Source organism: Nostoc sp. (genome assembly GCF_036917135.1).
In the GTDB taxonomy this organism is placed as follows: domain Bacteria; phylum Cyanobacteriota; class Cyanobacteriia; order Cyanobacteriales; family Nostocaceae; genus Nostoc.
Map to the genome: position 1 here is coordinate 12,309 of NZ_JBALEA010000066.1, position 15,266 is coordinate 27,574.

Annotated in this window: 13 protein-coding genes; 3 read left to right on the forward strand and 10 right to left on the reverse strand. The window is 42.6% G+C overall.

The window, feature by feature from the left end; genetic code table 11:
* Positions 1-70: 70 nt before the first annotated feature.
* The 5 genes from V7K50_RS19660 to kdpA all read right to left on the reverse strand — a co-directional run bounded on the left by V7K50_RS19660 (position 71) and on the right by kdpA (position 6,733).
* Positions 71-397, reverse strand: coding sequence for a DUF6825 family protein (locus V7K50_RS19660; protein WP_334962894.1), 327 nt, complete (start codon positions 395-397; stop codon positions 71-73).
* A gap of 115 nt (positions 398-512) precedes the next feature.
* Positions 513-1,667, reverse strand: a complete 1,155-nt coding sequence (locus V7K50_RS19665) for a universal stress protein (protein ID WP_334962895.1) — start codon at positions 1,665-1,667, stop codon at positions 513-515.
* A 149-nt stretch (positions 1,668-1,816) separates the two neighbouring features.
* Entirely contained in the window at positions 1,817-2,419 is a 603-nt protein-coding gene (kdpC, locus tag V7K50_RS19670) for a K(+)-transporting ATPase subunit C (RefSeq protein ID WP_334962897.1), read from the reverse strand.
* 338 nt (positions 2,420-2,757) lie between these two features.
* Positions 2,758-4,863, reverse strand: coding sequence for a potassium-transporting ATPase subunit KdpB (gene kdpB, locus V7K50_RS19675; RefSeq protein WP_334962899.1), 2,106 nt, complete (start codon positions 4,861-4,863; stop codon positions 2,758-2,760).
* A 184-nt stretch (positions 4,864-5,047) separates the two neighbouring features.
* Complete coding sequence (gene kdpA / locus V7K50_RS19680; RefSeq protein ID WP_334962901.1) at positions 5,048-6,733, reverse strand: potassium-transporting ATPase subunit KdpA; 1,686 nt, start codon at positions 6,731-6,733, stop codon at positions 5,048-5,050.
* Between the two features lie 470 nt (positions 6,734-7,203).
* On the opposite strand from kdpA, the gene V7K50_RS19685 reads away from it, so the two are divergent.
* Positions 7,204-8,301 (forward strand): sensor histidine kinase, encoded by a 1,098-nt coding sequence (locus V7K50_RS19685; RefSeq protein ID WP_334962903.1) that lies wholly within the window; start codon positions 7,204-7,206, stop codon positions 8,299-8,301.
* Between the two features lie 270 nt (positions 8,302-8,571).
* Positions 8,572-9,246, forward strand: a complete 675-nt coding sequence (locus tag V7K50_RS19690) for a response regulator transcription factor (RefSeq protein ID WP_334962905.1) — start codon at positions 8,572-8,574, stop codon at positions 9,244-9,246.
* 334 nt (positions 9,247-9,580) lie between these two features.
* On the opposite strand, the gene V7K50_RS19695 is transcribed toward V7K50_RS19690, so the two are convergent.
* Positions 9,581-11,077: a NarK family nitrate/nitrite MFS transporter gene (locus V7K50_RS19695; RefSeq protein WP_334962907.1), complete on the reverse strand. Its 1,497-nt coding sequence runs from the start codon at positions 11,075-11,077 to the stop codon at positions 9,581-9,583.
* Positions 11,078-11,174: 97 nt separating this feature from the next.
* Between V7K50_RS19695 and V7K50_RS19700 the strand changes: the two genes are divergently transcribed.
* Positions 11,175-11,402 (forward strand): hypothetical protein, encoded by a 228-nt coding sequence (locus tag V7K50_RS19700; RefSeq protein ID WP_334962909.1) that lies wholly within the window; start codon positions 11,175-11,177, stop codon positions 11,400-11,402.
* A gap of 107 nt (positions 11,403-11,509) precedes the next feature.
* On the opposite strand, the gene V7K50_RS19705 is transcribed toward V7K50_RS19700, so the two are convergent.
* The 4 genes from V7K50_RS19705 to V7K50_RS19720 all read right to left on the reverse strand — a co-directional run bounded on the left by V7K50_RS19705 (position 11,510) and on the right by V7K50_RS19720 (position 15,252).
* Complete coding sequence (locus V7K50_RS19705; protein WP_334962911.1) at positions 11,510-13,111, reverse strand: ferredoxin--nitrite reductase; 1,602 nt, start codon at positions 13,109-13,111, stop codon at positions 11,510-11,512.
* A gap of 315 nt (positions 13,112-13,426) precedes the next feature.
* Positions 13,427-13,549 (reverse strand): hypothetical protein, encoded by a 123-nt coding sequence (locus V7K50_RS19710; RefSeq protein WP_334962913.1) that lies wholly within the window; start codon positions 13,547-13,549, stop codon positions 13,427-13,429.
* Between the two features lie 44 nt (positions 13,550-13,593).
* Positions 13,594-14,844 (reverse strand): hybrid sensor histidine kinase/response regulator, encoded by a 1,251-nt coding sequence (locus V7K50_RS19715; protein WP_334962915.1) that lies wholly within the window; start codon positions 14,842-14,844, stop codon positions 13,594-13,596.
* A gap of 21 nt (positions 14,845-14,865) precedes the next feature.
* Positions 14,866-15,252, reverse strand: coding sequence for a response regulator (locus V7K50_RS19720; protein ID WP_334962917.1), 387 nt, complete (start codon positions 15,250-15,252; stop codon positions 14,866-14,868).
* Positions 15,253-15,266: the final 14 nt, after the last annotated feature.

The following is a 15,266-nucleotide window of genomic DNA, read 5'->3' on the forward strand; positions in this document are numbered from 1 at the left end:
TGCACTGAGCGTAGCCGAAGTGTCGAAACTCAGTACAAGTGACCAATGACTAATGACCAATGACTAAAATTTATGCAGAAGTTCGGCGATGATGTTGCAATTCTGTTCGTAACAGGGCAATTTCGGCTCGTAATTCATCAATATCTGCTTGCAAGTCACCGGAATCAGAACTAGCTTGGCCACTACCTGTGGTAGCTTGACCTGCATTAGCTGATTCTGCTGACCGATTTGCACGTTCTAGGACTTCTTCTGTAAACTGGCGCAATTGCTCTCTAGCTTCGGCATCAAATTTGCCTAAATCACTCAAAGCATCGGTCAAGGCGACCTCTAAACGCTCATTAACTACTTCAGCTACTGCTCTGCCTACGAAAAAGGCTTGCACAAGGGGGTTACTCATAAATTTTTGTGACGTTGCACCGCAAGAGAATTATAACTTGCCTGTATGCTTTGCGGCTCCCATCTAGTCTGCATAGGAGCTTAAGTTTTGAGGTTTTTGGGGAAAATTTGATCTCTTATTTGGGTGAAACCATTTTTTCGCTAGAAATGATGTGCAGATCGATGTTTTTGAGCAAGCGTACCAATTTTTGCGTCAAAGAGCCTTTGAGGAACATTTGCCAGCGCGATCGCTGACTTTCACCAATCACAATTTGGGTGATCCGATATTTCTCGGCAACTTCTGCGATCGCATCGGCTACGTTACCGTTGGTAGAACGAAGAAAAGTACCTTCAAATTCTTTACAAAGTTTCTCACAAGTGTAAATGTGTAAGCTTTCCTCCTTGGTGAGGAAGCGCTCTGGATTGGCAACGAACAAGCTATAAAGTGGCGCGTTCATATAGTTAGCTAGTCTCGCACCCCGGCGTAATAGCTGCACTGAGTTGGGATAGGTGGATACACATACCAAAACCCGCTCGTGAATATTACAGGATTGCCCATTGGGGGTAGTGGCGATCGCATTTCCTTCTACGTTGTCTGCCACTTCCCGCAAAGCCAATTCCCGCAAAGCAATCAGGTTGCGGCGTTGAAAAAAATTATCGAGGGATTCTTGGATTTTTTGCGGTGCGTAGATCTTGCCTTCTAATAACCGTTCTTGCAATGTCTCAGGTGTGACATCTATTACTAGTATTTCGCTAGCTTCATCCAGAATTCTGTCAGGAACACGCTCACGCACTACCACACCTGTAATTCTAGCTACCAAGTCGTTGAGACTTTCCAAATGTTGGACATTCATTGTGGAGTGGACATCAATACCTGCGGCTAAAACTATTTCTACATCTTCATAGCGTTTTTCGCGTGGAGAACCAGGGACATTGGTATGGGCAAGTTCATCGATTAAGACTAATTGGGGCGATCGCTTTAAAATAGCATCTGTATCCATATCCGTTAGCGTCAACTCATCCCGATTAAATTCCTTACGGGGTAGAATCTCTAGTCCCTCTGCCTTCTCAACTGTCTCTTTCCGTCCGTGGGTTTCCAAAAGCCCAACGACGACATCAATTCCTAGATGTTTGAGTGCGTGTCCCTCTTCCAGCATCCGGTAAGTTTTGCCGACTCCAGGAGCCATGCCAATAAATATTTTATGCTTGCCCCGCCGTCGTGGTGGATAAAGGGAGTAACTTGCAGAATTTAAAGGAGTGCCAGCCAAACTAGTATTACTATTATCTGACATTTTATTCTTGGTTCTTATAGCAATCCTATTTTATCGGAAAGCAAAACGGTCTAATGCCCCATGCCCACTTGCCCTGAGCGTACCCCTGCTCTTAAGCAAGCTAGGCGTAGCGTCTCGTAGAGAAGGGATGCCCCATGCCCAATGCCCAATTATTGATTCTGCTGACGATTAATATCTTGCAAGTCCAGAGCATAATTCAATCGGAGAACATTGACTCCTGGTTCGCCGAAAATCAATAGAAATCTGCTATCAGTATACTTATTAATCAAACGTAGGATCTCATCTTCATTTACTTTCCGGGCAACAGCAACCCGCGACAATTGCTGCCGTGCTGCTTTAAAGGAAATATGCGGATCTAAGCCAGAAGCAGAGGTATAAATCATATCAGCTATTGGTTGAAGATTTTCGTCTCGCAATTGATTTGCCTCTTCTAGAATCCGCTTTAGTAGTTCTGGATTGCTAGCAGCGAGATTGCTAGCTCCAGATATGCCAGTTGGCTTGGCTTTTTTTCCTTGGCTATATCTAACGGTGCTGGGACGAGGATGGAAATATCGATCAGATGTGAACACCTGACCAATTAAAGCCGAACCAATTGGTTCATTATTTAGATTCAGCATGATGCTGCCGTTAGCTTGATAAGGTAAAAAAACTTGACCGACTACCAGAATTATTAGAGGATAGATGATTGCAGTCAACAACCAAAGCATCAAAGTTATGAAAATTGCTCTGATAGTTTCTCGAATAATAGCCATAATAAGTTTTCTAATTGCTCCTAAGAATTTAATTTTTAATTTTAATTTTTAATTCTTTTGCCCACCAGCCGGACGTTACAGGGTGCTGTTAGCAACAGCATAAACAACTGGGGCAGTAACCACATTCAAGCACAGCACGATCAAAATAGCGAGTGGTAGGTGTTGTTTACGCCATTGCAACTAAATAAAGGACATCGCCAAAGCTCTGCTGAGTGAAAACGATATTTATTCATATTCTTGTTGTTTTGCCTCTCAACAGGTAAAAGTAAAAATGTTTATTATTTTACTTTGGTTAAGATGCGTGCGATCGCTTCGCTACGTTTATACTTGTGTTATCCTTAAGCCAAGCCGACAACTGAAATCAGCATATCGATCAATTTAATGGCAATAAAGGGCGCAATCAATCCACCTAAGCCATAAATTAAGATATTACGTTGGAGTAGCTGATTAGCTGTCAGAGGTCGAAACCGCACACCCTTTAATGCCAAGGGAATCAAAGCGGGAATAATCAAAGCATTATAAATCAGTGCTGATAGTACAGCAGACTTCGGGCTAGTCAAATTCATAATATTCAGGGTTTGCAGGTTAGCAGCGACAAATATCACTGGGATAATTGCAAAGTATTTAGCAATATCATTAGCGATAGAAAATGTCATTAATGCCCCGCGAGTAATCAACAATTGTTTGCCAATACTAATGATATCGATCAGTTTTGTGGGATCGGAGTCTAAATCAACTATGTTGGCGGCTTCTTTTGCCGCTTGTGTCCCTGTATTCATGGCAACGCCGACGTTGGCTTGGGCTAATGCTGGAGCATCGTTAGTCCCGTCTCCCGTCATGGCAACCAGTCTACCTGCTGCTTGTTCCTTTTTGATGACGTTGATTTTTTCTTCTGGTGTGGCTTCAGCAATAAAGTCATCCACCCCAGTTTCTTGGGCAATCACTGAAGCTGTAATTCGGTTGTCTCCAGTTACCATGATGGTACTCACTCCCATCCGTCGCAGTTGCTCAAAGCGATCGCGGATACCAGGTTTAACTACATCTTTGAGATAAATAACGCCGTAAATTTCGTTATCTAGGCTGACTGCTAGGGGTGTACCTCCCAAGCGAGAAACTCGTTCGTAGGCGGCATCTAATTCTGGCGTATCATATCCATTGCGAGAATGGACAAATCCTCTAATGGCTTCTACTGATCCCTTTCTGGCCTCATACCCACCAGGGAAGTTTGTCCCACTCATCCGGGTTTTGGCGGAAAAACTAACTCCTTCTGCCTGACTGGAGTCAAAATCAAACCGTGCGACTAACTTTTCTGCCAGTCGGACAATTGACTTACCTTCTGGTGTATTGTCAAAAATACTAGCAGCCCACGCAACATTAGCAATTTCCGACATTGAATGACCGTTGATGGTAATAAACTCTTCAGCCAAACGGTTGCCGATGGTAATTGTGCCTGTTTTGTCAAGAACTAAAGTGTTGACATCACCACAGGCTTCAACTGCTCGTCCAGAGGTGGCAATGACGTTAAATTGGGCAACTCGATCCATACCACCAATGCCGATGGTACTTAGTAAACCGCCAATGGTAGTAGGAATTAACGCTACTAATAGGGCAATTAAAACTGGCACACCAATGGGACTGTTGACATAGTAGGCAAGTGCGGGGAGAGTTACCACGACTAATAAAAACAATAAGCTGAGAACTGCCAAGAATACTGTCAGGGCAATTTCATTGGTTGTTTTGCTGCGTTCTGCCCCTTCTAACAAGGCAATCATCCGGTCAATAAAGCCTTTGCCGGCATCAGATGTGATCCGAATAATCAGTTCATCTGAAATAATCCGTGTCCCACCAGTGACGGAACTGGCAACATCGGAGCCTGATTCTTTTAATATTGGTGCGGATTCGCCAGTAATTGCCGATTCATCCACCGAGGCGACACCCATGATTACTTCGCCATCGGCGGGGATGATATCGCCAGCAACGACGTAGATGGTATCGCCTTCCTTGAGGCTGGTGGATGAAGTTTCGCTAATTGTGCCATCGGGAGCAAGTTTTTTAGCGATCGTCTCTGATTTCGTTAACCGTAAGATATCGGCTTGGGCTTTACCTTGCCCTTCTGCTACTGCTTCGGCAAAATTGGCAAACCAAACTGTCGAGAATAAAATCCCCGACAATAAGCCGTTGAAAAGCTGCGGGTTCTTTTGGAGGGCTGGGCCAAATAGGTTGGGATCAATTGTGAGCAATAGGATGATGATTGTCCCCACCCAAACCAGAAATATCACTGGATTTTTGATTGCATACTTAGGGTTAAGCTTGATAAAAGCATCTCTAATTGCCCTTAAGTACAGCCACTTATTACTTGCCCTGGGCTTTTTACGTCCTTGGCGGCGATCGCCAGAACGAGCATTTGGGCGTCTAGCTTTGGAGTTAGTTGCCACTTGATTCATAAGTAAAGTTAGGAGTTAGGAGTGAGAAGTTAGGAGTTAGGAGTTATTCGGAGCTTCTAATAGAAAAATATCCGAACTGTAGGGTGGGTTAGTAACGCAACCTACGAAACCGGATAATTTACTTATTTTTTAGTATTCTCTTAATTCCAAACTTATAACTCATAACTCATAACTTATAACTTTCCTAACTGCCAGATGCTAGCTTTAAACCCTCAGCTATGGGGCCTAAAGCCAGAACTGGAAAGAAAGTCAAGACTCCTAAAACCAGTGTCACTCCAGCCGTGATACTAGTAAATACTAGAGAATCAGTTCTCAGGGTACCAGGGGTTTCTTGTACTTGTTGTTTGCGAGACATCCCATCAGCTAAGAGCAGGATGGCAATCATCGGAATGTAGCGTCCTCCGATTAAGCTAACTAAAGTACTCAAGTTCCACCACAGGGTGTTATTCCCCAACCCTTTTAAGCCGGAGCCATTATTTGCTGCTGCTGAGGCGTATTCATAGACTACTTGGGAAATGCCGTGATAGCCAGGGTTACTAATTCCAGAGAGGGAGATGGGATAAGCTAATGCGATCGCACTGGGAATCAAAACTAGAATTGGATGAATCAACAGCACGACGCTGGCGAGGACGATTTCTCGCTTTTCAATTTTGCGTCCTAAAAACTCTGGGTTGCGTCCCGCCATTAGTCCAGTTAGGAATACTGTGAGAATTAAGTAAATAAATAGGTAAGCTGTTCCGGTTCCCTGTCCACCCCAGATAACTCGGATAAATAAGTTGAAGAGAGTGGAAAATATTCCTTGAGGCATCAAAGAATCGTGCATCCCATTGACAGCCCCAGACATAGTAGCAGTAGTCATTACTGCCCAAAATCCCGTCTGTGCCCAGCCAAATCGAACTTCTTTACCCTCTAAATTGGGCTGTTCTAATCCAAAGGCGGTATTAACTAGGGGATTGCCTTGCAGTTCTCCCACTGTTGTCACTCCCACCAAAACTACAAAAATTACAAACACCATCCAAAAAAGTAGCCAAGCTTGTTTGATGTTGTTGGCAAATATCCCGTAGGTGTAAATTAAGGCGGCTGGGATAGAAATCATGGCAATCATTTCTATCAAGTTAGAAGCGCCATTGGGATTTTCAAAGGGATGTGCTGAGTTGACGCCAAAAAAGCCACCGCCGTTGTCACCGAAAAGTTTGATCATTTCAAAGGATGCCACGGGGCCTCTGGCCAGATATTGCGTCCCGCCTTCTAAGGTTGTCAGATCGAGAGTTTTAGCTAATGTTTGTGGTACACCTGTTACCAGCAAAGCGATCGCGCCAATAATCGAAATCGGCAGCAATATTCGTGTAATTCCCCGGACGAGATCGACGTAAAAGTTGCCCAGTCTTCTACCTGTCAACCCGCGAATAAAGGCAATTCCCACGGCTAAACCAGTGGCTGCGGAGGTAAACATCAAAAAGCCTAAAGCCGCTACCTGGCTAAAATAACTTAAGGTTGTCTCACCAGCATAGTGTTGCTGGTCGGTATTGGTAACAAAGGAAATGGTTGTGTGCAGCAATACATCCCACTTAATCGCACCGAAGCCGTTAGGATTCCAGGGTAAGTGTCTCTGGAAATATATTAGCAAGTACACTGAAATACCCATGACGATGTTGCTGCACAATACAGCCCGGATATACTGCGAACCCGTCATATCATCCTTTCTCCGAACACCCGCCAGGATGAACATACTTCGCTCTATGGGGTTCATTAAAAAATCAAGTAGTGTTCTTTCTCCCAAGAAGACACGCGCTATGTATTTTCCGAGTAGCGGTGTGATTGCTATGACAATACACAACGTTAAGCCAATTTGCAAAAAACCTTGTCCCATATAATTTGCGCTAAATTAAATTTAAGTGTTAGCAAGCCAATTCTTAGAAATAACAAATTAACTGTTGGAGTATTTAATACCGAGGGATTTACTATTTTCAGTTAGGACTATTTTCCAGATACTTGTTAAAGTTATTGTGAAGAATATTTATTTTTTACTCTTAATTCATCTATCTCACTAGTTAGGATTATTTGTTTATACAATAGATTCTGCAAGTTTGCTACTTTCAAAGAATATAAATATCCTAGATTATTTGATTAATGGGATTAAGGATTGGCAAGATTGTGGTAAATAGCCCGCTCCTTGTGGGCAAATACTCAGTTACCACAGGCGCGATTAATCGCGTCTCTACTGGATAATCGTAATTTTCGGGTTAACTCTCAAGTTGGCATTTGCAGATATAGATGGCAGATAGATCATAATTGGTGAATTAAATAGTTATACAGATTTTTAGTAAATCATAAATGACAATGTTAAGTCGATTATTGACTATGAAAGAAACTATAAATGAGCGTGGTGAGACTTATGGGCTAATAGCGATCGCCTTTGCCATCGTGATAGCGTTGGAATATTTGACACCACCTGAATACGTATTTGGCTACCTCTACACAGGGACGATTTTGTTAGCAGATTCTCGATTGAATCGGGGATCGGTATTGGGGATCACTGTTGCAGCTACAGGATTAACATTGTTAAATTTATTTGTCCCTGGAGGAGAAGCGATTCATCTCCCAGCGTTGGCAAATAGGTTGATTGCAGTATTGGCGTTGGTGGTAACGGGTTGGTTGAGCGATCGCAACCACCGCAATGAAGAAGCGATCGCTTATACTCAAGCACAATTACGTTCCCAAGAACAACTAGCTATCATGCGTGAAGATTTTGTTTCTACCCTAACGCATGATTTGAAAACACCCCTACTAGGAGCAATTGAAACACTGAAATATTTTCAAAATGAGCAATTTGGTGAAGTTACGCCAATGCAAGCAAAAGTTTTACAAACAATGGCTCGTAGTCATCGGAGTACACTGAAATTAGTCCAAACACTTTTAGATGTGTACCGCAATGATGCCGAAGGGTTGAAACTACAGATATCACCTGTTAACTTGGTGACAGTGGCGGAGGAGAGCATCGCTACTCTGAATGAACTAGCGAGAACACGTCAGGTTTATATTTCTCTACACTATGGCGAATCAGATTTTCGGAGCTTTATCTGGGTAAATGGCGATTCTTTGCAACTTGGGCGAGTGTTCACCAATCTCCTGATTAATGGTATTAATCATACCCCTCGTGGCGGTAAAGTGGAAGTAGTACTTGAAGGTTATTCTAGCGATCAAGTGGTAAAAATACTCGACACTGGCTCCGGGATTACCGAAGAAGAGTTACCCCACTTGTTTGAAAGGTTTTATCAAGGACATAGCGATCGCCACGTCTCCGGCTCTGGACTAGGGCTTTATTTGACCAGGCAAATTATTGCTGCTCATAGGGGTACAATTTGGGCAGAGAATCGCTCACCACGAGGCGCACTGTTTGGTTTTCGACTCCCTGCTTGTCCACCACCGGGGAATTGAGGGGGATTGGGGACTGGGGACTGGGGACTGGGGACTGGGGACTGGGGACAAGGAGAATAACCTATGCCCAATCCCAAATCCTAAATCCCAAATCCCAAATCCCAATCCCAAATCCCCAATACTTCGGCTTACCTCGGCTTCGCTCGGCACAAGTCGCTCAGTACAAGTCCCCAATCCCCAATACTTCGGCTTACCTCGGCTTCGCTCGGCACAAGTCGCTCAGTACAAGTCCCCAATCCCCAGTCCCCAATGCCCAATGCCCAATTACTAATGACAAAAATCTTACTTGTTGAAGATGATGAATTGTTTCGGCTTGGTTTGCGGATGCGGTTGCAACAAGAAACCACTTTGGAAATTGTCGCAGAAGCGGAAGATGGGGAACAAGCTGTAGAATTAGCAAATCGCTATCCTTTGGATTTGGTGTTGCTGGATATAGGTTTACCAGGAATTGGCGGCATTGAGGCTTGTCGCCAAATCAAGCAGAAGCACCCAACTTTACCAGTTCTGGTTTTAACGTCTCGTTCTGAAAAACCCCTGGTTTCGCGGTTAATTGCCGCAGGTGCCCAAGGTTACTGCCTTAAAGGTATTCCTGCTGAGTCTTTAATATTGGCGGTGCGATCGGTTGCAGCAGGGGCTTCTTGGTGGGATCAAACGGCAACAACAGAAATTAGAGCCGCTTTTGAGGGTAATTCTACTGTAGTGCAGCCCGCAAAAACTGACGGAACTGTAGAAAATCCCCTAACGAAGCGGGAGCAAGAAATTTTAGCACTGGTAGCAACTGGCAAAAGCAATCAAGAAATTGCTGAGATTCTCTACATCGCCCCTGGTACAGTGCGGGTTCATGTCCATGCTATTTTACAGAAACTAGAAGTACGCGATCGCACTCAAGCCGCAGTCTTAGCTATCCAAAAAGGATTGGTAGCACCAGAATTGTTGATTAATTAGATTTCTTGGGGATTGGGAAAACATTTCAAAATATGTTCGGGGTTATGTAATCTAGCGGTACGTTAGGCTAAAGCCGTAACACACCCTACTTAAGATTTACCAAAGAATTGGGTCTAAAGCCCCGTGCTTCACGCAATGCTTTAAAGTAATGAGTAAGGAGTAATGAGTAATGAGTGGATGAAAAATGGGTATTTACTCATTACTTATTACTTATTACTCATTACTCCTTCTTAAGAGCGCCTTTAGGTCGGTGAGGATGTCAATTGATAAATGCTCTCTAATCAGCTAAAACAAACTTCTCAAAAATGTAGCGATCGCCTGTTTTTCCAGTTGATTATTCTTCGGTTAAGAAGATACTTGTTGAGGTTTTTGATGCTTCATCTTCCTCTGCGGCGGCAAAGGAACCTTTTGGTTCTTTGAGGAAGAAGGCACACATAAAAGCACAGACTAGTGCAGCTAAACCCATTGTGGAAAAGAGTGTGGGAGCGTCGGTTAAGCTAAAAATTGTCAGGTAAACTACGCCACCAAAATTACCGTAAGCTCCCACATTACCGGCAATTTGTCCAGTGGCTTCTTTCTTAATTAGGGGTACGATGCTATAGGTTGCACCGCAGCCAGCTTGGGCAAAGTAAGCAGCAACCATTGTCACTGCGATCGCCACCGGAATCGGCCAGTTACTACTAATAAAATGTGCCATCAAATAACTAACACCAATACCAGCACTGATAATTGTCATTGTCCACTTACGAGAGCTAAATTTATCAGAAATTAAGCCTCCACTGGGACGAGAAACCAAATTTAAAAAAGGATAAGTAGCAGCAATCATCCCAGCTACAACATGCTCTAAACCAAAGGTTTTTTCAAAAAATGCTGGGAGCATGGAAACTGCTGCTAGTTCACTACCAAAACTAGTGATGTAAGTAAATTCTAGTAAGGCTACTTGACCAAATTGGAAGCGTTCTGATGGAGTATAAGTTTTCTTGCCAATTAGAAGTTCTCGGTTTACGTCCCAAGCTTTGTAACTTTGATAAGCAAATAATCCTACTAATAGCAACCAAGTCAGGTACATTTGGCTCAAAGTTAGGAAGCGAATATTCTTTTGTTCTAAGCGCCAAGCTAGTAAACCTAGAGCTAAAATCAAACCAAAATTTGAGACAATCATCGCCCAGAAGCTTTTAATGCTGGTTACTTCTAGAGAACCATTTTTTTGAGGTTTCTTGTAGACTTTACCTGTGGGCGTATCTTGGACGCTATTGTAATAAATTACGCCGTAGATGGCTGCGATGATCCCTGTAAGTGCGATCGCTAATCGCCAATTAGAAGCGCCACCAGCCAAAAAACTAGTAGAAACTGCAAGCATCGGTAAGGCAAACTCGGCACCAAAAGCTCCAAAGTTGCCCCAGCCGCCATAAATACCTTGGGCAATTCCCATTTCCTTCGGCTGGAACCATTCGGCCACCATGCGGATACCCACCACAAACCCAGATCCAACAATTCCCATCAGCAAACGACTGATGACTAGTTGATTAAAATCTTGTGCTAGCGCCGTCGCCATACAGGGAATAACCGCAAACATCAGCAGGATTGAGTAGGTGATTCTGGGGCCAAAACGATCCAGAAGCATCCCAATAATTAGCCGTGCGGGAATTGTGAGCGCGAGGTTACAGATACCTAAAGTTTTGATTTGCTCAGGCGCTAGATGTAGTTCTCTGCCAATGGTTGTAGCAAAGGGAGCAAAGTTAAACCAACAAACAAAGGTGAGAAAGAAAGCAAACCAAGTCTGATGTAAGATGCGGTAGCGATCGCTGAATGAAAATAATTTTTTAAGCATTCTAATCTTTCTAAATTGAATCAAACACAGAGAAGAAGTAGGCGAAGTTAAGCCTTTGAACTCGGAAGATGAGCCTTTGAACTTGAAACTTTAATCTTTGAACTCGGAAGATGAGCCTTTGAACTCGGAAGATGAGCCTTTGAACTCGGAAGATGAACCTTTGAACTCGGAACTTGAACCTTTGAACTCGGAACTTGAACCTTTGAACTCGGAAGATGAGCCTTTGAACTCGGAACTTGAACCTTTGAACTCGAAATTTGAGCCTTTGAACTCGGAACTTGAGCCTTTGAACTCGGAACTTGAACCTTTAAGGTTGAATCTTTAGTCAGTCTTGCCCAATCCCCAATACTTCGGCTTACCTCGGCTTCGGCTCCATCGAGCGAAGTCGAGATGCTCGGCACAAGTCGCTCAGTACAAGTCTCCAATCCCCAATCAGTCACTAACTAATAAGGCTTCTTGCTTGAATTTTGCCCCAAAGTTTTTGATGAGTAAGTCTTGCAATACTGGCTGCAAGTCTTCGCATGGTATGCCTTTGATAACACAAGTTCCTAAATGAGCATCTTTGCCAACTTTGCCGCCCATATATATGTCAACGCCTTCGAGGGTTTTGCCATTTTTGCGAATTTTAGTTCCCATTAAGCCGATGTCTGCAACTTGAGGCTGTCCACAAGAATTGGGGCAACCTGTCCAGTGAATTCGCACTGGTTTGGCGAAGGTTAATTCTTCTTCTAAGGCTTTAATCATTGCCAGGGCGCGGTTTTTGGTTTCGATGAGGGCAAAGTTGCAAAATTGTGCGCCTGTGCAAGATACTAGCGATCGCGCCAACAAACCTGGATCAATGGAAAATCTTTCTAGTAAGGTTTCTGTTAAAAATGTTGCTAAACGCGAGTCAGAAATGTTGGGGATAACAATGTTTTGCTCAACTGTAAACCGGATTTCGCCAGTGCCGTAAACTTCTGCTAGCCGAGCAATTTCAAACATATCTTCGGCATACAGCCGACCAACTGGAATGTTCAAGCCTACGTAATTTAATCCTAGTTGCTTTTGTTTATATACCCCGATATGGTCGCGTTTTTCCCAGTCGATCTCGTCTTTAGCTGCTGCGGGTATTAATGATTTACCCAAACAGCTTTCTACTTCGGCTCGAAACTTTTCTAAACCCCATTCATCAATTAGCCACATCAGGCGGGATTTTTGCCGATTAGCGCGTAATCCGTGATCGCGGTAAACTTCCAATATGGCTCTACATACAGCTACCACATCTTCTGGAGCCACCCAAGCATTCAAAGGAATTGCCGCTTCACAACGTTTAGCTGAGAAAAAGCCACCGACAAGGATATTGAAGCCGAATATTGGGGATTGGGAAACTTCTTGCCCAGTACCCAGTAACCATTCCCCAGTCCCCTCCTTAAATGCTGGAACAAAAGCTAAATCGTTGATTTCAGCATGAACTGAATTGTCTCTTCCCCCGGCGATCGCAATATTAAACTTTCGTGGTAGGTTGCTAAACTCTGGGTTCCCTTCTCCTTTGTTGGTGAGCATATCTTGAATTTGCTGTACCAACTCTCGTGTGTCGTACAACTCATCCGCATCCAACCCCGCCACCGCGTCGCCTGTGATATTGCGGACGTTATCCATCCCTGACTGGATAGTGGTTAAACCAACTGTGTCAAATCTATTAAAAATATCTGGTAAATCTTCAATTCTGATCCCCCGTAGTTGGATATTCTGTCTCGTAGTAATATCAGCGCAACCATCATCACCGTAACGCTGCACCACTTGGGCTAAAATACGCATCTGACTGCTGCTGAGAATACCGTTAGGCATCCGTAACCGCATCATAAACTTACCTGGGGTAACTGGGCGAAAAAACACACCCACCCACTTGAGTCGATGATCGCGATCGATTTCGTTCATTGCTTCCCAACCCAGGGCGGCAAATTTCTCTATCTCAGTCTTGATGGCGAGTCCATCTTTTTCTGCTTTTAATTTCTCGAACTTATTGAGGCTGGTGGTAGTTGCTGTATCTGTCATAAAGCTGACTCTGGTTGCAAATTACTGATATGATCAGGATCTATGCTGGTAATTACCCAATACCAATCAATGCGTAGTTACATCAACTGATGTATCTACGATGGCTAAGGATGAAAATTTATAACTGTTTTGAATTATGGGGAATACGGTTGGTTAAGGTAAACTTGCCCCGACTCACATCTTGGGAATTTGTCAAGCAGATTTAGATAATGTTTATGTAACAATCTCGATACTCACCAAGTTAAGAGAAAATTTCTATGGAAATCGTATAAATTGTTACGTTTTTCGGGTAGGATTGCGAAAAATGCATGAATGCTATGCATTTTTTGCATCAATCTCAGCCAAGCAGTGATGTAGAAGCTTAGGGAATAGCGATCGCGATCGCACATAGAGTACAGCAGATTGCGCTCTAATCGAATACACGTAGAGACGTAGCACTGCTACGTCTCTACAAGGTTTCGGGTTTTATATATGTACTTGATTTACCTGAAATCTGCTGTAAGCTCAATCACAAACTCGGTTCCCACTCCCAGTTGAGAAATACACCTTAACCTCCCGCCGTGCTTATCCTCGATAATCTGGCGACTAATTGGCAAGCCTAAGCCTATATCTTTACCTACTGCTTTAATATTAAATAAGTAGTCAAAAGCTTGTTTATTTTCCTCTGACATACCTAGTCCATTATCTTTAATTGACACAATCACACGATTATCGTCTTCTTTAAATTCTGTACGAATTTTAATTAAATTAGGATTGGCTTCAATTTCTGCAAAAGTCCGCTTTTGATTAGATTTCTCCAACGCATCAATAGCATTGGTAAGGATATTCATAAATACCTGATTAAGCTGACTGCCATAGCAATCTATCAGAGGCAGGTTACCATATTCTTGGATAATTTTAATAGCAGGGCGCTTGACGTTAGCTTTCAGGCGGTGATCTAAAATTATCAGAGTACTATTGATACCCTTATGAATATCAAAAATCTCTTTAGATTTTGTACTTGAGCGAGAAAAAGTTCTGACAAATGTACTGATTTTACTAATACGATCAGTTCCCGTCTTCATTGAGGCAATTATCTGAGGTAAGTCTGGCAAAATCAATTTCAAATCAATCTCTTCGGCATGGTTCTCAATTTCGGGTGAGGGATGGGGATAGTGCCGTTGATAAAGTTGCAAGTGTTTCAGAAGTTCTTGAATATAATCTTGGGTATGTTGGAGATTACCCACGATAAAGTTCAGAGGGTTGGTAATTTCCTGTGCTACTGCTGCTATTAATTCACCAAGAGCAGACATTTTTTCTTTTTCAGCTAGTTGCATCTGCATTTTGTAAAGTCGTCGTTGGGTTTCTTTAGTTTGTTCTACGTGTTGCAGTCCTTTTTGGATAGTAAATTCTAAATCTTGGAGGTTAATCGGCTTGGTGAGGAAATCAAATGCACCGGCATTCATCGCCATTCTAATGTTATTCATGTCACCATAAGCTGATATAACTATCGTTTGAAAAAGCGGATTTAGTTCCTGAAGTTTAGCAAGTAAAGTTAGTCCATCCATTTCTGGCATATTAATATCAGTCAGAATCAGGTCTAAATCGGTATTAGTTTTGACTTTTTCGAGAGCTTCAATACCATTAGAAGCAAAAATTAGCTGATATTCACCTTTACTAATATTTTTTTTAAATTTTTGCCTGATTAAAATCTCAATATCAGGCTCGTCGTCAACAAAAAGTATTTTTTTCATCTTCGTATTTTTTTACTTCTATTAACAATGGTTACTAATCAATTGAAATATTTTTTCTTTTAAGCTACTAAAATTTAGTGGCTTATTAATATAACTATCAGCCCCGTATAACATGGCTATTTCTTGCTTTCCATCATTGCCATAAGCAGTATTCATAAATACTTTGAGGTGAGGATATTCTGTTTTGATAATTTTGAGGAGTTGTAGCCCATTCATCCCTGGCATATTGATATCAGACAGAATTAAGACTAAAGATGATGCTTCTGGAGATTTGAGAAACTCTAATGCCTCTTCTGCTGAGAGAACAAAATAAAATTTAATTAGATCAGCTTTAATTTCTTTTCGGAATTTTTGTTTGAACAACAGTTGTACATCAGCTTCGTCGTCTACAATCAAAACTTTCATCATGTTTAATCCAAGAT

What these genes read in the sequence shown, in the direction of transcription:
- V7K50_RS19715 (WP_334962915.1), bottom strand. Translation starts at nt 14,844, where the DNA reads ATGAAAAAAATACTTTTTGTTGACGACGAGCCTGATATTGAGATTTTA.
- V7K50_RS19720 (WP_334962917.1), bottom strand. Translation starts at nt 15,252, where the DNA reads ATGATGAAAGTTTTGATTGTAGACGACGAAGCTGATGTACAACTGTTG.
- kdpB (WP_334962899.1), bottom strand. Translation starts at nt 4,863, where the DNA reads ATGAATCAAGTGGCAACTAACTCCAAAGCTAGACGCCCAAATGCTCGT.
- V7K50_RS19660 (WP_334962894.1), bottom strand. Translation starts at nt 397, where the DNA reads ATGAGTAACCCCCTTGTGCAAGCCTTTTTCGTAGGCAGAGCAGTAGCT.
- V7K50_RS19705 (WP_334962911.1), bottom strand. Translation starts at nt 13,111, where the DNA reads ATGACAGATACAGCAACTACCACCAGCCTCAATAAGTTCGAGAAATTA.
- V7K50_RS19685 (WP_334962903.1), top strand. Translation starts at nt 7,204, where the DNA reads ATGTTAAGTCGATTATTGACTATGAAAGAAACTATAAATGAGCGTGGT.
- kdpC (WP_334962897.1), bottom strand. Translation starts at nt 2,419, where the DNA reads ATGGCTATTATTCGAGAAACTATCAGAGCAATTTTCATAACTTTGATG.
- V7K50_RS19665 (WP_334962895.1), bottom strand. Translation starts at nt 1,667, where the DNA reads ATGTCAGATAATAGTAATACTAGTTTGGCTGGCACTCCTTTAAATTCT.
- V7K50_RS19695 (WP_334962907.1), bottom strand. Translation starts at nt 11,077, where the DNA reads ATGCTTAAAAAATTATTTTCATTCAGCGATCGCTACCGCATCTTACAT.
- V7K50_RS19690 (WP_334962905.1), top strand. Translation starts at nt 8,572, where the DNA reads ATGACAAAAATCTTACTTGTTGAAGATGATGAATTGTTTCGGCTTGGT.
- kdpA (WP_334962901.1), bottom strand. Translation starts at nt 6,733, where the DNA reads ATGGGACAAGGTTTTTTGCAAATTGGCTTAACGTTGTGTATTGTCATA.